The organism is Pontibacter lucknowensis, assembly GCF_900156415.1.
GTDB lineage: Bacteria > Bacteroidota > Bacteroidia > Cytophagales > Hymenobacteraceae > Pontibacter > Pontibacter lucknowensis.
The window spans coordinates 72,430-92,166 of record NZ_FTNM01000002.1; the positions used below are offsets into that span (position 1 = coordinate 72,430).

At 48.8% G+C, this 19,737-nt stretch carries 16 protein-coding genes; 7 read left to right on the forward strand and 9 right to left on the reverse strand.

Annotation, left to right across the window (positions count from 1 at the left end):
* The first annotated feature begins 126 nt into the window (after positions 1-126).
* Together BW972_RS06450 and BW972_RS06455 are read left to right on the forward strand one after the other, a co-directional pair.
* Positions 127-447, forward strand: coding sequence for an ArsR/SmtB family transcription factor (locus tag BW972_RS06450; protein WP_007654079.1), 321 nt, complete (start codon positions 127-129; stop codon positions 445-447).
* Entirely contained in the window at positions 444-953 is a 510-nt protein-coding gene (locus BW972_RS06455; RefSeq protein WP_007654080.1) for an SRPBCC family protein, read from the forward strand. Before BW972_RS06450 ends, BW972_RS06455 begins: the two co-directional genes overlap by 4 nt.
* Before the next feature lie 100 nt (positions 954-1,053).
* On the opposite strand, the gene truA is transcribed toward BW972_RS06455, so the two are convergent.
* Positions 1,054-1,863, reverse strand: coding sequence for a tRNA pseudouridine(38-40) synthase TruA (gene truA / locus BW972_RS19625; protein ID WP_083674098.1), 810 nt, complete (start codon positions 1,861-1,863; stop codon positions 1,054-1,056).
* 12 nt (positions 1,864-1,875) lie between these two features.
* Positions 1,876-3,438 (reverse strand): alpha,alpha-trehalase TreF, encoded by a 1,563-nt coding sequence (treF, locus tag BW972_RS19630; RefSeq protein ID WP_083674099.1) that lies wholly within the window; start codon positions 3,436-3,438, stop codon positions 1,876-1,878.
* A 187-nt stretch (positions 3,439-3,625) separates the two neighbouring features.
* On the opposite strand from treF, the gene BW972_RS06465 reads away from it, so the two are divergent.
* Positions 3,626-7,609: a DUF7149 domain-containing protein gene (locus BW972_RS06465; protein ID WP_076421547.1), complete on the forward strand. Its 3,984-nt coding sequence runs from the start codon at positions 3,626-3,628 to the stop codon at positions 7,607-7,609.
* A 142-nt stretch (positions 7,610-7,751) separates the two neighbouring features.
* Here the strand turns inward: BW972_RS06465 and BW972_RS06470 are convergent, their stop codons facing one another.
* The 4 genes from BW972_RS06470 to BW972_RS06485 all read right to left on the reverse strand — a co-directional run bounded on the left by BW972_RS06470 (position 7,752) and on the right by BW972_RS06485 (position 10,928).
* Complete coding sequence (locus BW972_RS06470) at positions 7,752-8,126, reverse strand: response regulator (RefSeq protein WP_076421548.1); 375 nt, start codon at positions 8,124-8,126, stop codon at positions 7,752-7,754.
* Entirely contained in the window at positions 8,123-9,796 is a 1,674-nt protein-coding gene (locus tag BW972_RS06475) for a hypothetical protein (protein WP_076421549.1), read from the reverse strand. Before BW972_RS06475 ends, BW972_RS06470 begins: the two co-directional genes overlap by 4 nt.
* A complete protein-coding gene (locus BW972_RS06480; RefSeq protein WP_076421550.1) occupies positions 9,796-10,530 on the reverse strand; it encodes a hypothetical protein in 735 nt (244 codons plus the stop codon). The genes BW972_RS06475 and BW972_RS06480 overlap by 1 nt, the downstream gene beginning before the upstream one ends.
* Before the next feature lie 191 nt (positions 10,531-10,721).
* On the reverse strand, positions 10,722-10,928 hold the full coding sequence (locus tag BW972_RS06485) for a hypothetical protein (RefSeq protein ID WP_076421551.1): 207 nt from the start codon (positions 10,926-10,928) through the stop codon (positions 10,722-10,724).
* 111 nt (positions 10,929-11,039) lie between these two features.
* Here BW972_RS06485 and BW972_RS06490 point away from each other — a divergent pair, with 111 nt between their 5' ends.
* Both BW972_RS06490 and BW972_RS06495 read left to right on the forward strand, forming a co-directional pair.
* A complete protein-coding gene (locus tag BW972_RS06490; RefSeq protein WP_076421552.1) occupies positions 11,040-11,849 on the forward strand; it encodes a helix-turn-helix domain-containing protein in 810 nt (269 codons plus the stop codon).
* A 60-nt stretch (positions 11,850-11,909) separates the two neighbouring features.
* Positions 11,910-13,028 (forward strand): serine hydrolase domain-containing protein, encoded by a 1,119-nt coding sequence (locus BW972_RS06495; RefSeq protein ID WP_083674100.1) that lies wholly within the window; start codon positions 11,910-11,912, stop codon positions 13,026-13,028.
* Between the two features lie 310 nt (positions 13,029-13,338).
* On the opposite strand, the gene BW972_RS06500 is transcribed toward BW972_RS06495, so the two are convergent.
* Positions 13,339-13,947, reverse strand: a complete 609-nt coding sequence (locus BW972_RS06500; protein ID WP_076421553.1) for a c-type cytochrome — start codon at positions 13,945-13,947, stop codon at positions 13,339-13,341.
* 340 nt (positions 13,948-14,287) lie between these two features.
* On the opposite strand from BW972_RS06500, the gene hrpB reads away from it, so the two are divergent.
* Positions 14,288-16,738 (forward strand): ATP-dependent helicase HrpB, encoded by a 2,451-nt coding sequence (gene hrpB, locus BW972_RS06505; RefSeq protein WP_076421554.1) that lies wholly within the window; start codon positions 14,288-14,290, stop codon positions 16,736-16,738.
* A 347-nt stretch (positions 16,739-17,085) separates the two neighbouring features.
* On the opposite strand, the gene BW972_RS06510 is transcribed toward hrpB, so the two are convergent.
* Complete coding sequence (locus BW972_RS06510; RefSeq protein ID WP_076421555.1) at positions 17,086-18,561, reverse strand: alanine/glycine:cation symporter family protein; 1,476 nt, start codon at positions 18,559-18,561, stop codon at positions 17,086-17,088.
* Between the two features lie 403 nt (positions 18,562-18,964).
* Between BW972_RS06510 and BW972_RS06515 the strand changes: the two genes are divergently transcribed.
* Complete coding sequence (locus BW972_RS06515) at positions 18,965-19,255, forward strand: isoamylase early set domain-containing protein (RefSeq protein WP_007657293.1); 291 nt, start codon at positions 18,965-18,967, stop codon at positions 19,253-19,255.
* Positions 19,256-19,288: 33 nt separating this feature from the next.
* Here the strand turns inward: BW972_RS06515 and BW972_RS06520 are convergent, their stop codons facing one another.
* Positions 19,289-19,711 (reverse strand): hypothetical protein, encoded by a 423-nt coding sequence (locus BW972_RS06520; RefSeq protein ID WP_143731945.1) that lies wholly within the window; start codon positions 19,709-19,711, stop codon positions 19,289-19,291.
* Between the last annotated feature and the right edge of the window lie 26 nt (positions 19,712-19,737).

The following is a 19,737-nucleotide window of genomic DNA, read 5'->3' on the forward strand; positions in this document are numbered from 1 at the left end:
AGCATAATGCCTGGTTAAAATGCGCTTATTCAGTAAGTTATACAAAAAAAATAGCTGAAATAATTTGCGAAACCAATTAGTTGCGCGTATATTAGCAAACAAACGGTTGCATATTTAGACTGACACATGAGAAGAGATGTTTTCCAGGCGATAGCTGACCCCACCCGAAGAGCCATTATTGGTTTGATTGCCCTGCAGGCCATGACGCCGAATGCTATTGCCGAACATTTTGACACCAGCAGACAAGCTATTTCAAAGCACCTGCAGATCCTGACGGAGTGCCAGCTTGTGAAACAGGAACAGCAGGGGCGGGAAATTTACTATCAGCTGGAAGTAGCTAAAATGAAAGAGATTGACAAATGGCTGGACCAGTTCAGGAAGATCTGGGAAGACCGTTTCAACGAACTTGACAATGTATTATCAAACCTAAAACAAAAGAAGCCATGAAAAAGGACCTTGAATTCGAGTTTTCCGTGAACAAGGAAAACAAAACAATCACCGTTAAAAGAGAGTTTGCAGCAGAGCTCCCGCTGGTGTGGGATGCTTACACTAAAAGCGAGATCCTGGACCAATGGTGGGCGCCCAAACCCTGGAAAGCCCGCACCAAAACGATGGATTTCAGAGAAGGCGGCCACTGGCACTATGCCATGGTGGGTCCGGAAGGGGAAGAGCACTGGGCATTGGCTAATTACAAGACCATTGATCCTAAAAAGCGTTTTACCGCACTGGATGGTTTTGCTGATGCGGAGGGCGTGGTAAATACAGAAATGCCGCAATCAAATTGGGAGGTAAGCTTTACACCCAAAGATGAGGTGACCCTGGTAGAGAACCTGATCACATTCGATGACCTGGCACAGCTCGAAACCACCATCCAGATGGGCTTTAAAGAAGGCCTGACCAGTGCCATGGAAGGCCTTGACGAACTACTGGCTGCTCAGAAACAGGAGGCATAAGCGTCTGGCAGCGGCGGCAAAAAATCATATTGAATAACATAAATAAAAGTGGGGCTGGTGCATCACCGGAGAGCCCCGCTTTTTTAGTCTAATGCATATCTTAGATTGTCTGCCAGCCGGCATCTGTAACCTGCAGGAAGGCAGGAGAGAAGCCAGGGCGGGGCGGAATATCCAGGAAAGGGTAGCTTACTTTGGACAGGTATAGCCCCTGCGGATAGGCCGGGCTCAAGTGTTTGGGTGCCTGCTCCAGCGCCAGGTAACTTTCAAACCCGGGCAGGCTGAGCACGCCCGTTCCGACTTGCAGCAGTTTGCCCACGATGATGCGGATCATGCGGCTCAGAAACCGGTTGGCCGAAATGTGAAAGCGCAACTTGTCTCCCTGCTGGTTTGTCAGCCAGCGGGCTTCTGTTACATGGCAGATGGTGCTGTCATGATCTGCCGGCGTAATACAGAAGTTCCGGTAATCGGTGTAAAGGAGGAGCAGGGCAGTGGCCGCCTGCATCGCATCCAAGTTCAGGTTCCGCACCAGGTACAGGGCGCTTGCCTCGTGCAGAAAGGGATCTTTGTAGGTATGGATAAAGTAGTCGTAGCTTCTTTTGCTGGCATCGAAGCGGGCGTGGGGCAGGCCCTCCACCGGGATGATGTCGAACACGGCGATATCGGGCGGCAGTACTTTGTTCAGCCGGAACAGCATATCAAAGTCCCAGGGCTGCGCGACATCCAGGTGAAAAAAGAACTGGCTCGCATGTACCCCGGCATCCGTCCGGCCACAACCCACTATCGGGACGGGCTGCTTCAGAATCTTCTTCAGACATTCCTCTATCACCTGCTGCACGCCGATACCATAAGGGTGTCGCTGCCAACCTTTGTAGGGTGTGCCGCTATAGCCGATATGAAAGAAGTAGCGCAAGTATATTCTTGATCAGGAATTATGCATCATCCATAAATAGACCCCGTTCGTCCAGCCAAAGCCATCCTGGTTGGGGTATTCTCCTCCTCCGGCTTCCGAGCCGGGGTCTACCACGTTGTATTTTTCCATCATCTTGCCGGTTGCTTTAAAAACCTGATCGTTCAGGGCAATCCATCTCTTTTTTAATTCTTCAGCGGTAGCATCAAAGCCATAATTAAGTAGCCCCACATACGTCATGTACTGCATCGGCGCCCAGCCATTCGGATAATCCCATTGCTGCCCACTCTCGTGGAGAGAAGAAACGACGCCACCCTTTTTCAAGAAACTGTTCACAATATGTTCGTGCACTTGCTGTGCATGCTCTTTGCTGGCAATTTTGAAATACAGCGGGAACACCCCAGCCAGCGACATGATTTTAGTGGACTGTTTTGCGTTAGCATCATAATCCATGTAAAATCCCTTTTCCTCATGCCAGAAATGTTTGAGCATGGCCTCTTTACGCTTCTCTGCCTTTTGGAGGAAGTAGGACGAAGGCTCTGAAAAAGAGCTGTGCGCATACGCCTCCGATAACGTTAGCTCCAGATCGTAGAGCAGGCAGTTCAGATCAACAGGGACAATATCGGTTGTATGAATGGTTTCCATTTTCGTCTCTTCTCTGAACCAACGGCAGCTAAAGTCCCAGCCCGATTCACAAGCTGCTCTTATGTGCCTGTAGAGTGTTCCGGGCTCCACGCCAGCCGGGGCTGCATGATGCGCCATTTCCACATCCTCCACATACGACTCAGGACGAGGGGCCGGAAGGTCGTCCCAATAACGGTTCAAAACACTGCCGTTCGGGCACCGGACTACTCTGCGAAAATACGTCTCCCTATCCGAAAGGCGAAAGTACCCGTCCATCCAGTAATTATATTCTTTTTGCAGGTGGGGGAGGTATTTTGTGTAAACATCCGGTCCGTCAATTTGGGAGAGCAGCCGTATGATCCGGGCAAAAAATGGCGGCTGTGAACGTGTCAGGTAATAACTACGGTTTGCATTCGGGATATGGCCATAGGTATCGATCATATAAGCAAGATTTTCCACCATCTCTCTGATCAGTGCATGCTCCCCGGCACATTGCAGGCCCAGCATGGTAAAGTAGCTGTCCCAGTAATACAAGCCTCTAAACCTTCCGCCCGGAACGATATAGGATTTGGGGACAGGCAACATAGAGCAATTCGTTTGGGAGGTGCGTGTCAGCAGGGGCCAAAGCTGTTGGATATGCTCTGTAACAGGCAGTTGCTGGTTGCTTTCGTACTCCGTGTTGATAGGGGAAGGGATTTCAAAATATTCACAGACAAAATCCTTCAGATCGAAATCCTTTTTATGCTTTTCGATTTCGTATAAGCTGAGAATTTCTTCCGGGGCACGCTTGGGGAAACAGTCGGCAAACGTGATGGAATCAGGAAAAACATGGTTCATCTGAACATCATGAAACAGCGGTCCGAATAACTGATCGGGTGGCAAAATGGCCGGAACGACACTGTATATCTGTGGGGGCTCTATAGCGCTCATTTGTTTTAGGTTTTCAGTATTCACGCAATTCTGGCTTTTAGGTTAAAGTGTTTTTATGGGGTAAATGTTTTAGGGGTGTATTTACGCTAGTGCGAGCTTGCAGCTCGTACTGTTACTCTTAGCCAGGACACTTAGCCAGCGCTCTTATAAATATTCATAATTTTTAATTCCTTATGAATGCTTATCTTGCTTTACAAATCCACGGCACCCCATGCAGCACAACATCCTTCGTCCGCGCCAGGCACTCAACAAAGCGTATCTCCGGCTCAAGACCTCCCGCTCCGAGATGGAGCAATTCAAGGCAGCGCTGCGGTCCCTGCTGACCAGCATCGACCTGAGCGAGAGTGAGGAGCATGTGAAGAACCATTTACGCGACTTCCTGAAGTCGGCTTTTTACGATAAGTATGGCGTGAACACCAAAGGCAAAACTGACCTGGTGATCCATACCGGAGCCGATACCAAAAGCCCTGCCGGGGTGATGCTGGAGGTGAAGCGGCCTGGCAACAAGGGCGACATGCCCACCACCGACAACCTGAACTACAAGGCCATGCACGAACTGGTGCTCTACTACCTGCGGGAGCGGGTGGAGCACAAGAACCACGACCTCAAGCAGCTCATCATCACCAATGTGCACGAGTGGTTTGTGTTCGATGCCCTGGAGTTCGACCGCCTGTTTTACCGCAACGGACAGCTCAAAAAAGATTTTACGGAGTGGAGCCAGGGCAAGAAGTCCGGCAACAGTACCGACTTTTTCTACAAAGAGATCGTGGCCCCTTTCATTGCCGGGCTTTCCGAGAGCATCAGCTATACCTGGTTTAACCTGAAGGAATACGAGAAGCCGCTGAAGAACAAGGACTTGAAGGACGATGTGAAGCTGGTGGCGCTCTACAAACTGCTCTCCCCGGCGCACCTGCTCAAAGAGCCTTTCGCCAACGACGCCAACTCCCTGGACCCCGGTTTTTACCTGGAGCTGCTGCACATCATCGGGCTGGAGGAAGTGAAGGAGGGAGGCCGCAAGCTGATCCGCCGCAAGTCCAGACCCGATGCCGGCTCGCTGCTGGAGGCGGCCTACCAGAAACTCAAATCCGAAGACCTGGTGTCGGGGCTCGACAACCCCTATACCTACGGCAACACCCGCGAGGAGCAGCTCTTTAACGTGGCGCTGGAGCTGTGCATCACTTGGATGAACCGCATCCTGTTCCTGAAGCTGCTGGAGGCGCAACTGGCCAGTTACCACCAGGGCGACAAGGTATACGCCTTTATGAACCCGGAGTACCTGCGCGAGTTCGATGACCTGAATGAGCTCTTTTTTGATGTGCTGGCCGAGCGACCGGAGAGCCGCAGCGCCAACGTGCGCGACAAGTTCCGGCACATCCCATACCTGAACTCTTCGCTCTTCGAGACCACCGCACTGGAGAAGCGCACGCTGCGCATCTCGAACCTGAAAGACAACAGCCGCCTGGCGCTCTACCCGCGCACGGTGCTGCGCGACGGGGCGGGCAAGGTGCTGAGCAAGTCGCAGGCCGACATGCGCACCATGGAGTACATGCTGCGCTTTTTGGGCAGCTACGACTTCGGGGCGGAGGGCAAGGAGGCCATACAGGAGGAAAACAAAACGCTGATCACGGCCTCGGTGCTGGGCCTGATCTTCGAGAAGATAAACGGCTACCGCGACGGCTCTTTCTATACGCCCGGCTTTATTACCATGTACATGAGCCGCGAGGCCATACGCCGTGCGGTGGTGCAGCGCTTCAACGAGTTCTATACCTGGGAGCTGGCCGATTTCGACGCGCTGCGCTTCCGGCTGATGGCCAACCACACGCAGCAGTCGGCGCTGGAGGCCAACCAGCTCATCAACAGCCTGCGCATCTGCGACCCGGCGGTGGGTTCGGGGCACTACCTGGTGAGTGCGCTCAACGAGCTGATCGTGATCAAGGCTGAGCTGCGGGTGCTGCTCAACCGGCAGGGCAAGCCGCTGCACTATGGCAGCATCGAGGTGCAGAACGACGAGCTGATCGTGACCGACTACTACGGCGAGCTCTTCAGTTATACCGTGCACCAGCACCCCGACGGCCACCGCAGCATCAACCCGCAGGTGCAGGAGCTGCAGGAAACGCTCTTCCACGAAAAGCAGACCATCATCGAGAACTGCCTCTTCGGCGTGGACATCAACCCGAACTCCGTCAAAATCTGCCGCCTGCGCCTCTGGATCGAGCTGCTCAAAAATGCTTATTATTGTCAGAATCAGGATTTACAGGATTTTAAGATTAACAGGATTTCCGCAGAGAGTAATTCTTTAAATCCTAAAAATTCTTTACGTTCTGAATCCTGGAAATCCTCTAATCCTGAAAATCCTGATTCAGACAAATTTACGCAGCTGCAAACACTCCCCAACATCGACATCAACATCAAGCAGGGTAACTCGCTGCTGAGCCGCTACCCGCTGACGGCCGACCTGCACGAGGCTTTTGGTAAGAAAGGGCACAGTCTGCAGGCTTACCGCGAGGCGGTGGGGGAGTATAAGCACACCAACTCCAAAGAGACGAAAAAGCGGCTGGTGCATTTTCTGGAGGAGATCAAGCAGGGCTTCCGGACCACGCTGGCCAACAACGACCCGCTGCGCCAGCGCATGGCGAAACTGCGCGGCACCATTGCGGCCGTGCAGGACCCCGACCTGTTCGGGGCCGTTAAGGTGGATAAGGCCAAGCTCGCCAAAATGAAAAAGGAGCTGCAGAAACTGGAGGTCGAGCGCGAGCAGATCGAGACGAACAAGGTATACGAGGGCGCTTTTGAATGGCGTTTCGAGTTTCCGGAAGTGCTCGACGAGCAGGGCAATTACCGCGGCTTCGATGTGGTGATTGGCAACCCGCCGTACATCCGCCAGGAGGAGCTCGGCGACTTTAAGCTATACCTGAAAAAGCACTTTGCAACCTTTGCCGGCACTGCCGACCTGTATGTATACTTTGTGGAGCGGGGCATCGACCTGCTGCGCGAAGGCGGCCAGTTCAGTTACATCGTGCCGAACAAATGGATGCGGGCCGGGTATGGGCAGGCGCTCCGTGGCTGGGTGCAGACCTATACCTTGCAGCAGCTCCTCGACTTCGGCGATCTGCCGGTGTTCGAAGAAGCCACCACCTACCCGCTCATTGTGTCAGTTACCAAAACGGCTCCCGCAGAAGAGGACTATACCTTGCAGGCCGCAGGTATAGACACCCTCGATTTTGAGCGCGGCCTCTCGGAGTACCTGCAGAACAACGGCTATTGGGTACAGGCCAACCTGCTGCCCGACTCGGGCTGGTCGCTCTCCGACAGCACCTCGCAGCAACTGCTCGAAAAGCTGAAGAAAACAGGTATACCGTTGGGGGAGTATGTGGAGGGGAAAATCTACAGAGGTGTGCTCACTGGTTTGAACGAAGCCTTTGTAATTGATGAAGCTACGAAAGACAGGCTGATTGCTGAAGATCCGAAAAGTGCAGAGGTGATTAAGCCGTTTTTGGTTGGGCGTGATTTGAAACGGTATATTCCGCCGAAGTCTGATAGATATCTAGTTCTTTTTCCAGCTGGTTTTACGAAAGAGAAAGCAGGAAATTTGAATGAAGAGCAAGCATGGAAATGGCTTCAGGAAAACTATAATGCCTTGGCTGATTTTCTATTACCTTTTGAAGAAAAAGCTAAGAAACGTGGTGATAAAGGTAACTATTGGTGGGAGTTGAGAGCATGCGCTTATTATAATGAATTTGAAAAGGAAAAAATATTATGGCCTGGCATAAGCGTTGAAATAACAGCTTATACATTAGATAAAAAATCTTACTACGGTAATGATAATGTACATTTGATTATTAACAATGACTTATCATTACTAGGGATACTAAATTCTAAAGTATCTAAGCACTTTTTAGTTTCTACATGTGATGCAGTTCGTGGAGGCTATTATAGATTAAAAATCAACTATATTTCTCAACTCCCCATCGCCCAAGCCGACGAAGAAACGAAAGCAGGTATACGGGCCTTGGTAGAGCAGGTGCTGGCGGCGAAGCAGGCCGATGCCAGTGCTGATACGGCTGCGCTGGAAGCTGCCATCGATCTGCAGGTATACCGCCTCTACAACCTCACCTACGACGAAGTGCTCCTCGTGGAGCCGGGGTTTGCCATGCCGCGGGAGGAGTATGAAGCGGCTTTATACTTAAGTAATTGAGAAGCTGGATAGATATAATTTAGATTGTTGGGTTTTGCACTAGTGTAAACTCATGCCTTTAGCGCTGAAGGAATAATTGCATGGAAAAGAAAAGACACTATCATTAGGTTTATAGAGTTGTGAAAGTCAATTATAAAAAACACTAATTTACTTTGATTGCATTCCTAAGTTTATCTAAAAAAATAGGCTTAGTGACAACTTTCAAATTAGGTAACCCTTTTTCAGCAATTTTCTTTTCGATGCCTAAATGTCCTGTAAGGACTACAATTTGCTCTTTTGGATAACCAAGTTCAATAATCTTTTTTGCTATATCAAAACCGTCTAATTCGCTACGACGTGACAGGTGAATATCAACAAACACGAGCTTGAAATCGAAAATTTTACTAAAGTCTCCTATATCTTGTGAGGAAACAAAGTTTGTGACTTCTAACTGATTATTGAAATATATGATGTTAACTGCCTCAAAAGGAGTTTTGACAGCAGCTTCATATTCATTTTCAAAAATTGCTATTTTCATTTGTTGTTTGGGGTAAAAACTACTATTAATTCAAAGCTTTCATTCACTCTAATAGCACTTTTTATATTCATTTGGTTTAGATACTGTTTTATGATTGAGCTACCATGGCTGTCTCTCTTCATAATTTCATTAATATCTTGATTATTAAAGTCTTGTGCTAGTTTTTTTAATTGTTTCTTTTGTGTGTGGTCCTGTAAATCATTCGTAAATTTAATTAGTGGGAACTCTTCTATAATTAGAAAATCAACACTACAGTTACAGTTATAATGTTTGTTTATGTTGTCAAGTATCTCATCTACTACTAATAAAAAGGCATCTTCATTAAATTGGACAGTGTTACCGAGAATTTCTACTGGCCAATTGATATTGATGCTTTTTGTATCAAAGCCATTATCATCCCAGGCTGTTCTAACTAACTCGAAAATTCTATAGAAACCTTCTTCGTAAAGCTCGTCAATAAAGTAAGGATTTAATGATTTGTCTAGTATTTTATGTGTTCTACTAATTACATCTTTAATGACCTTTGATGATCTTTTTTTCTCCTTATTTATTAACACACTTAGTTGCCTTTTTGCCTCCTTATCCTGAACCTGATCATATACTGATATCATTTCAAAATAAGTTGTGATTGGTATTAACTTATTATTTAAGTAATGGATTGCTTTTATGGTGTTGTCAATAAAAAAGTAGTTTCCCTTTATTTTATTTAATCTAACTTTTTTCTGTCGTTTTAAATCGTCTTCTACACCAAATACTTTTGTTACTTTAAAGAGCAAAGGTCTTAAAACATTTATTAGTAGCTTATGAAGTATGCCGAAACTATTATTTTCAAATTGTAAGCAGTAAGCAAATTGTGCTGAATCAGATTTAATATACATGAATAAGCAGTTTTGAATAGCTACTCCATTAACTAGTACATCATTCCTTCGTTCTGACTTAAACTTTTTTAGGGTTTTTACTAGCTTATTCTCCTCTGGAATTTTAATATCAAGAATTTGATGTGAGCTAGCAAAAATTCTTAGTTCTTCAAATCTTATTTTAAAACAGATTATTTGAACAGGGGCAAGGTACTTAAAAACGAAGCCATCATTTGAAAGTGCATCAATAATATTTTTCAGGAGAAGATATGCTTTACCAACATTTAAATTTTCTTCATAAAATTTATCAATTGCACTATGCACTAAAGATTGAAATCTTACTATACTAGCACGTATAAATGAGAAAAAGTTGATAGCTGCTAGTGCTGTAATAACTAAAATGATCTGTACATTTATCTGATACCCATTGAGTAGATAGTATGAAAATAGGACAATGCTATATAGTGGAACAGAAAAGAAAGGCGTTCTTTGATAGCTACTGTGATTTAAAGCATTAATAACAGGAATGACTAATAAACTTAAATTAAAAAGATTATTTATGTCTTTATCATAAAGACATAGAAAAAAGAAAACATAATCATTTATCAGTCTTACATTGGCGTAGTAACCCTCTTTTCTGAATATTTTTATATATATAGCAGCATAAGATACTATCGCAATTAAGTAAACATAATAAGGGAAGATGTTTTGATTTAAAAGGAGCACCAAAATGGCATACCCTATTATTAAAATCCTAAAAAGAATGGAGATTACCTTTCTGACTTTATAATCTACTTCCTCTAATACTGTCATTATAACTTAAGTTTATTCGATATCTCTTTAATTAAAATATTAATCACAATTATCAAAAACATTAGTTTCCCTATCACTAGCATTATTATTCCAAATGTGTTAAGAGGTTTTATCTTAAACTCATCGCTTATTTGGAAAAGCCCTGCAAGAATGTTAGCTCCGTGATTTTGATAAAAATTGTCAGATAACTTAAGGTATTCAACCTCAAAAAGTTGCATTTGAGGGTTATCTGTTGGTAGAAGTAAAATATAGCATATTCCGTAAAAAACAGTTAAAGTTAGAATAATTGCTACTAAGTTTTTAGTTGTTTTTAAATAAAACCATCTTAACTTACTTACAATGGATTTATCATTTAAAAACAATTCACAATTTGCATTTATAAGTTCTTTAGCACACGATTCAGTTTCATCCTCAAATCCGTTTAATGCAAGAAGTCTGTGTAAAAAAGTTAATATTTTTACCCTTTGATCAAAAGGTAAATGTTTGGCATAAAAGAATATCTTGTTTAGATCGATTTCATCATATCCATGTTGCTTCTCTTCTATAGATTTTAGGTAAAATATTATCAAATATTTTAAGTCCACATATATTTCATCTGATAAAGTAGAGTCACCACTATGAATCTTGATTTGTAGAATAGAGTTTTGTGCGTCTACTTTCTGATAAAAGTATTGTGCTCTTACTATTTTGTCGTTTTCATGATCAATTAATTGGCTTAACTGGCCTAAAGTCATAGCTATCAAATAATTTATATGCGAAAATAGTTATAATTAAATTTATATTTCCATAACTATATATTTTAATTAGAATTGATTAAATAAAAAGTGCTGGAGATCCTGTTTTGCATTCTTAAAGCTATACATATGAGATTGTTTTTCTATCAGTTGTAGTATTTAGCATTATATATACCTTTCTTCCTTATTCTTTACTCCTTTACCATAAACTTACCCATTCGGGAAATTATACCTGCCGACAGAGAACACCTCACAGCCCGGAACCCCCTAATCTTAAATGCCTCTTCCGGCCCCAATAAAAGCACCCTGCTACCACTGGCTTTGCTGGACGAGGCCTGACTCAGCTGACCTACAACTGAAGTTCCTATACCTGCCACAGCCAAACTATTTCGGATCATACCACACTATACCTCCCCGTTTTTTATAGCTTTATACCTAAAGCCGCTGATTGCAGGTATAGCCTATAGCTGCAACTGCGGTCATAAGCGGAAAACAAACCACCCCCAGGTATGGAAGAGTTAAAAGCAGGCAGTTTTTTCGGGCAAACGAACAGGACCTTTCACCTGGACGGCATTCTGCTGACCGACACCGAGTACACGGTCGACAAAGTGGATTGGCACTACCACGAGAACGCCTATTTTACCTTTATCCTGGCCGGGCAAATCTTGGAGGGCAACCGCAAGGAAAAATACCACTGCGCCCCCGGATCGCTGCTGTTTCACAATTGGCAGGAGCCGCATTACAACATCAAACCGGAGGGCTATACCCGGGGCTTTCACCTCGAAATTCAGAAAGAATGGTTCCGGGAGCTGCTGCCTGACAGCGAAGTAGCGGAGGGAAGTATGCAGATCGATAACCCGACGGTGAAGCTCCTGTTTTACCAGATCTTCAAAGAAACCAGACTGCAGGATACCCTGCTATACCCGGCCGTTGAGTCGCTTTTACTGCAGGCCTTCACGACACTGCTTCCGCAGGAGCGCAAGGTATACAAAAACCCGCCTTGGGTAGCCCGGCTCAAAGAGCTGTTGCACGATCGTTACCCGGACACGCTCTCCTTAAAAACGCTGGCCGCTGAAGTGAACATCCACCCGGTGCACTTGTCCAGGGATTTTCCAAAGTACTTTCACTGCAGCCTCGGCGATTACATCCGGAAGGTCAGAACACAAAAGTCCTTTTCCCTTTTTTATGACAAAGAACGCTCCCTGACCGAGATCGCTTTGCAGTGCGGCTTTTCAGATCAAAGCCATTTCACCCGCAGTTTTAAAGCCTTGAATGGACTCACGCCCTCTGCTTTCCGGAAGATCATGCTGGAACGTTAATTTCATTCTATTTTTGAGTGGCTGTCCGCTGTAATATTGCAGCATCCAAAACGAAAGAAAATGAAAAGACGTCTTCTACTGCTCTTACTGCTCACCGCTATACCTGTTGCTGTTTTCGCGCAAAGTCCGGCCAATTTAAACGACGGTATAGCGGTGGCCGCCCCAACAGCAGTCGGTATAAACGCCCAAAATTTAGCCGCCCTCGATAGCGCCATCCGCAGCGATAAATTCAAGAACATCACCAGTGTGCTGATCGCCAGAAACGGGCAGCTGGTCTACGAGCAATATTACCAGGGCTTTGCCGATAGCTCCCTGCACGACACCCGCTCCGCCACCAAAAGCATCACCGGACTCCTGATCGGGCTGGCGATCGACAACAAAATGATCCCTTCCGAAAAGACCACGGTCACGCGCTACTTCAAAGACAAGAAGCCTTTCCAGAACCCCGACCCCCGGAAAGACAAGATCACCATCGAGGACCTGCTGACCATGAGCGCGCTGCTGGAGTGCGATGACGACAACCAGTACTCGCGGGGCAATGAGGAGCGCATGTACCTGATCGAAGACTATTACCGTTTTTACCTGGACCTGCCCGTGAGAGGCTATGCCGGCTTTGCGAAAAAGCCCGAAGACTCCCCCTATGGCCGAAGCTTCAGTTACTGCACGGCAGGCACCGTGTTACTGGGCGGGGTGTTGGAACGAAGCACCAATATGAAAGTAGATGCCTTTGCCAAACAATATCTGTTCGAGCCCCTGGGCATTACAAAAGCAAACTGGCAGCTAACCCCCATGGGCACGCCCATGACCGGCGGCGGACTGGGTTTAAGAAGCCGCGACCTGTTGAAGCTGGCCATCTTAATGCAGCAGGGCGGCAAATGGAACGGCAGGCAGGTCATCTCCGGCAGCTGGGTCCGAAAGTCAACCGCCACGCAGGCGCATGTGCGGGAGTTTAACGGGCAGAACTACAACTACGGCTACCTGCTCTGGCAACAGGCTTTCGGTCAGGACAAACAGTACGCCGCCTACTACATGTCTGGCAATGGCGGCAGCAAGATCGCCGTCATCCCCGAACTCGACCTGGCCATCGTCATTACCAGCACCCTCTACGGAAGCTTCCAGGGGCATATGCAAACCGAGAAGATCCTGGCGGAATATATTGTGGCGGCTGTGGGGGAGTAGGGGCTGTGTGCGGCAATGAACGGTTATTCTTAATACCCGTTTCCGCACTTTACACATTCTCAATTGACATTGCGTAACTTTGTGGGTTGTTACCAGGGTATACCTACTTCATAATTTATTTAAAGCTTTGCCTTTCAACCCGTTCTCTATAGAATTACCCATTCGGGAAATTATACCTGCCGTTAGGGAGCACCTGGCGGAGCAGCTAAATGCGCCTTGCTACCGCTAAGTTTGCAGTGGTGCTTGATGCCTGAATAACTGCTCTAGCAGGAGACGGATTACTATGGTGTGTTATGTTAATTTAGGGACGCTACTTTCTTTCTGCAGCCGCTACTGGAGGCTGAGGGGCTGGCACCACATTCTTAATTGGCTTTGTAGATTTCAGGTAGGCGAAAACGGCCCTTAATTCCTCGTCCGTCATATTTTTGTACATGTCCCAGGGCATTGGTGGCAACAGCATGCGCGAAGTTTCCAGTCCCTTGTGCTTGCCCTGCCTGATAGCTGTGAAAAAATGCTTTTCGGTCCAGTTGCCTATACCGGTCTCATCTGAAGTTAAGTTGGCAGCGTAAGAAATTCCCCAGGGCCCTACCCAGGCGGTCAGCGTCTGTGTTACCACCAGGCCTTTCTTTTCTACCTCTTCGCGGTTTACATCAGGAGGCGGCAAAGTAGCCGGATGACCGGACAAAGCTCTTGAGAAGTCCATTTCCATACCTTTGTCTGTCATCTTTTTAGGCGTATGACAATCGTGGCAGGCGGCAATCGTGACCAGGTGCTCCCCCAGTTTAAGCTGTTCTTTATCTCCTTGCAGCATGGTGTCAAAGCTAGCCTGCTTTGTATCAGGGCGCCCTTTCGAAAACGGTGAAAGAAACATGATGAACGAGAAGATAACCAGGGAGGTAATAACCAGTATAGTTTTCATAGCTGTAAGGTTTTGTGTTGAAATTAGTATGTAAACTGCCTTACCTAATTTACCTATTATCCGGAAGAAGTAGAATCAATAGTGGTATTACCTGGTGAACTGATTAGTGTTTGATGTTAAAGGAAAGATTTCAATGATGAATCATTATTTCCAGGCAGGAAGCACAACCAAAAGCTAGGTCAGTATATGCACTAAGCCGGATTTCGGGGTTTATGACAAATTACGTTTTATGGATGCGTACACCCTTTTGAATAGTGATTTATATCCCTCCAACTTTGTGTAACTTTGCTGGCTGGCAGCGAAGTATACCTGTCTGAAGTACAACTATAAAATACAAAAATTGCCTTTCAACCCCTTCTCCATAGACCTCCCCGTTCGGGAAATCATACCTGCCGTCAGAGAACACCTTTCGGCGCAGAATACCCTGATCGTAAACGCCCCTCCGGGAGCCGGTAAAAGTACCTTGCTGCCGCTGGCGATACTCGGCGAGCCCTGGCTGAAAGATCAGAAGATCATCATGCTGGAGCCGCGTCGCCTGGCGGCCAAAACCATTGCCGAGCGCCTGGCGCAGCTGCTGGGCGAGGAGGTAGGCCAGACCGTCGGTTACCGTATCCGGTTTGAGAACCGCATTTCTGACAAGACCCGCATTGAGGTCGTCACCGAAGGCATCCTGACGCGCATGATCCACAGCGACCGTTTGCTGACAGGTATAGCCATCGTGATCTTCGACGAGTTTCACGAGCGCAGCATCCATGCCGATGTGGCCATGGCCCTGAGCCGGGAGGCGCAGCATACCCTGCGGCCCGACCTGCGCATTCTGGTGATGTCGGCCACGCTGGACATGCCGCAACTGACGAGTCTGCTCAAGGCGCCGGCCGTGCAAAGCATGGGACGGCAGTACCCGATCAACACGATCTATACCGGCGACGCCGACGACCGCATGCTGCCCGAAATGACGGCCCGTGTGGTGCAGCAGGCAGCTAAGGAGCAGGAGGGGGATATCCTCGTGTTCCTGCCCGGCGAAAACGACATCCGCAAAGTGGAAATACTCTTGCGCAAACAACTGCGCGGCGTGCAGATCCATCCGCTGTTTGGCATGCTGCCCTTTGGCAAGCAGTACGCCGCCATCATGCCCGACCGCGAAGGTAGGCGCAAAGTCGTGCTGGCCACCAGCATCGCCGAGACCAGCCTGACCATAGAAGGTGTGTCGGTAGTGGTGGATACAGGCTTCGGCAAGACCTCCCGCTTCGATCCGAAATCGGGTTTGTCGCGTCTCGAAACAGCGCGTATCTCCAAAGACGCCGCCGACCAGCGTGCCGGTCGTGCCGGTCGTCTGGGTCCGGGCACCGCTTACCGCATGTGGAGCAAAACCACGCAGGAGCGGATGTCTCCGCACCGCACCCCGGAGATCATGGAAGCCGACCTGGCCAACCTGGTGCTCGACATGGCGCAGTGGGGTATTATGGACATCCGCAGCCTGACCTGGCTCAACCCGCCACCACGTGCCGCCCTGCAATACGCCACCGAGATGCTGCACCAGCTGCAGGCGCTGGAGAACGGCCGCATCACGGAGCATGGCAGGAAAATGCACGCACTGCCTTGTCACCCGCGTATCGCGCACATGCTGCTCAAAGCCGAAGAAACCGACCAGGTAGCCCTGGCCAGTGACATTGCTGCCATTCTGGAAGAGCGCGATCCGCTGGACCGCAACGCCGGCATCGATATTAACTTAAGAATAGAGGCCCTCCGCAGGTATAGGCGGGAACAGGGGCAGGGCAAGCGCTTCGCCAGGATCGAGAAGATTGCCCGCTCGTACCGACATCTGTTCAGCATAGAACCGGAAAACGGGAACTTTGACGACTACGAAACCGGTGTGCTGCTCACGCATTGCTACCCGGAACGCATCGCCTATGCCCGTCCCGGCAACAATGCGCAGTTTCAGTTGGCCAGCGGTCAGTATGCCTCCGCCGGTCACCGCGACGACCTGGCACACGAGCCCTGGCTGGCTATTGCGCACCTGCACGCTGGCACCGGCGACAATCCGGGCCGCATCTTCCTGGCCTCGCCGCTCAATCCGCGCGACCTGGCCCCGCTTGTGAAGCAAAAGGAGGTATACCACTGGGACGTGAATGACGGCGAACTCAGCGCCTCCATGGACACCCGCATCGGCAGCATTGTGCTGCAAAGCAAGCCGCTGCCAGCACCCGACGAAAAGCACCGCGTACCGGCCATGTCCGAAGCCATCAAACAGGAGGGCGAGCACCTGCTGGACTTTAACTACGAAGTAAGACAGTGGCAGAACCGTGTGCTGAGCCTGCGCAAGTGGCGCCCCTCCGAGTTCTGGCCCGACGTGAGCACCAGCACCTTGCTGATGACGAACTGGGACTGGGTGAAGTCCTACCTCTTCGACATCGAGCACCCCGACGAACTGATGGAGCTGGAGCTGCTGCCGATCCTGGAAGCCAAATACCTGAACGAGGAGCAGCGTGCCCGTCTGGAGGTGCTGGCCCCCTCCAGCATCACCTTACCGGATGGTTCGGATATTGACCTGTATTACCACGCAGATGGAAGTCAGCCGAAGCTGGAGATCCGACTGCAGGATGTGCTGGACTGGGAAGAAAGCCCGACAGTGGACGAAGGTGAGATGACGGTGGAGCTGGCCCTGCTAAGTCCGGAGTTAAAGCCGATCACGACCGTGTCAGACCTGGCGAGTTTCTGGAAAGGGAATTATAGAGTGATCAAGCGGCAGCTGGAAGTGGTGTTTCCGGAAGTGGAGTGGAGTAGGGGTTAGAGTTTCTTTCTGTCATTTCGACAGAATGGAGAAATCTGAATCAGAAATCATTTATCCAGATCTCTCCATTCTGTCGAGATGACAATTTAGGCCTATTACTCAATACCCTCGCTCGCGTCCCGCGAGTGTGAGCTATCTGGCGGACTCTGGCCGCTTGTTTGTGCCTGTCGGCACAGGTGGCGGGACGCCACCGCATAACTCACACTCGAGCGAGGGCAAGTAAAGAGATTCCCCTCTTGAGGGGCCCCCACGATTAGATACGGATAGATATATCCGACTAAGCATTTCTAAAAAGAAAGAGACGCCTCAACAGCGTCTCTTTTCTTTTTCAACTCTTATGAATAAAACTAAACCGCTTTCAATTCCTTCTGATCCTTTGCTTCCTGCTCATCAACACCAATCGCTTTATTCCAGTCACCGGCGTTCTTTATACCGAGTTTCTCCGGGTCAAAGGTTGGGTCGAGGCCCGCTTTGCGCTGGGCCAGGTAATCCTGCAGGGTGCGTAAGGCCGGCTTGCGCAGCAGGAAGATGGCAATGACGTTGAGCCAGGCCATGATGCCCACACCGATGTCGCCCAGCATCCAGGCGGATTCAGCTGTCTTTACAGAGCCGTAGAAGGTAGCGGCCAGTATGAAAAGGCGCAGCGCCCAGAGCATCCACTGTTTGTTTTTGGTGTTCAGGTAGCTCAGGTTGGTTTCGGCAATGTAGTAATAGGCCATGATGGTGGTGAAGGCAAAGAAGAACAGCGAAATCGCGATAAAGCCGCTACCCAGTGCGGGGAAGTGAGAGCTCACCGCCAGCTGCGTATACTCTGGTCCGAAAGGCACGCCCGGCAGGTTCTCCACCAGAAAGCCCCCCTCCGGATTCACCACATTATATTGCCCTGTAAACAGAATCATGAAGGCTGTAGCCGTACAAACGAACAGCGTATCTACGTAAACAGAAAAGGCCTGTACCAAACCCTGCTTGGCAGGATGGCTTACTTCGGCCGCTGCCGCTGCATGCGGCGCAGTACCCTGGCCTGCCTCGTTCGAGTAAATACCACGCTTCACACCCCACGAAATGGCCATGCCAAACACACCGGCAAAAGCGGGCTCGAGGTCAAACGCAGAACTGATGATGAGGCTGAACACGGCCGGAACTTCTGAGATATTCATCAGAATGATCACGACCGACATCAGGATATAAGCCCCCGCCATAAACGGAACCACCACCTGTGCCACGTTGCCGATGCGCTTCACGCCTCCTACAATGATCAGGGCCAGCAGCAGGGTAACGGCACCACCCGTGTAGGCAACCGGTATCTGGAAGGCATTGCTGATACCGGAGGCAATACTGTTGCTCTGCACACCCGGGAGGAACAAGGCCATGCTGATAATGGTCGCGACCGCAAACAGCACGGCATACCATTTCACGCCAAGGCCTTTTTCGATGTAGAAGGCCGGCCCGCCTCTGTACTGGCCATTTTTTACCTGCTTGTAGATCTGTCCCAGGGTGGCTTCTATGAAGGCAGAGGAACTGCCCAGAAAAGCAATCATCCACATCCAGAACACAGCACCCGGGCCACCCATGGCAATAGCCGTGGCTACACCGGCAATATTGCCTGTGCCGACACGCCCGGCAATGGCTACGGTAAAAGCCTGGAATGAACTGATGCCTTTGTTAGAGGACTGCCCCCGGAAGAGCAGGCGCAGCATTTCGCGGAGGTAGCGAATCTGCAGGAATTTGGTGGCGATGGAGAAGTATACACCTGCCCCAAGGCAAAGTACGATAAGTGCATTGCTCCAGACGATGTCGTTCACCGAACTGATAATGTTTTCCATGGAGAGAAGGTGGGTTTTAATCTTGTCAAGTATAGTTCGAAACCCTGTTTTGATAGAACGAAAGGTTTCTGCACTTTAAATTAGACAGAAATTTTCAGAACTGAAGAGTTTAGCCCGGCTTATTATTTCCCGAGAAACATGAATGCCACTTGCAAGGTCCGCCGTTTTATTTGCTGAACAGCTTAGCAGGTTATGCTGAGCACCCGGTCAAGCGCTGTACCAAAATGATCTGTGTTAGGGCAGGAGGAGCTATACCTGAACAGGGGGATTACCTGGTAGGAACTCAAAACATTAACAAATCTTGCCGGGAAAGAGTACATGATAGTGTTGGCAGGAAAATGCAACCCCTTCCGGCACTGATTCGCTTTAGCAACCATACGTCACAGAAAAAAACAAAAGAAGGATGATTCAGAAAACATACCTGAAAACAAAAGACCAGTGTAAAGTTAAATTCACGATCAGCATCGAAAATGCGGACAGAGTGGAGATCCTCGGCCTGAATAACGACTGGAACACACCGATCAAAATGAGCAAGAAAAAGGGTGGTGTATTTGAGTGTGTGCAGACGCTCCCGCGTCATACACAGCACGAATTCAAATACCTGGTAAACGGTACCGACTGGCGTAACGATCCGGATGCCGATGGGGAGGCTCCCAATGAGTTTGGCGGGACCAACACCTTGCTTGTGCTCTAGTCGCCGTTCCCAGCGAGAGCAAATACGTTTAATTTAATTGCTTATACCTGAGATGTAGGAGGCTATTTCCTGCTCTTTTTCCTGCATGTGCTCGTAGGCAAACTTCTGCAGCACATCGCAGGAAACTTTGTCGAGCATGCCAATAATCCGCGCTTCGCTGATCACCTCCTGGTTCCAGTCAGAGGCGATGACCATAATGGCTTGTCCGTTGTATGGGCTGAGGTCCAGCAGGTCGGCGGTCAGGTTAGGCGATGGCCATTTGCCAGCTGCCAGGCTGTACAAACCGGGTTCCCAGCGGGGCGGATCATTTTTAAGATCCGGCACCGGTTTAAAATAGCCTTCATCCACAGGACCTATAAACAAAACATTCGCTTTGCTGAGGGTAGTCGGAACAAGCGTCTTGGGGTCAGGCAATACAGTGCCGGCTTCTTCCAGCGTTTCTTCGGGTTCATCCATGCCTATACATACTACCAGAAATAGCA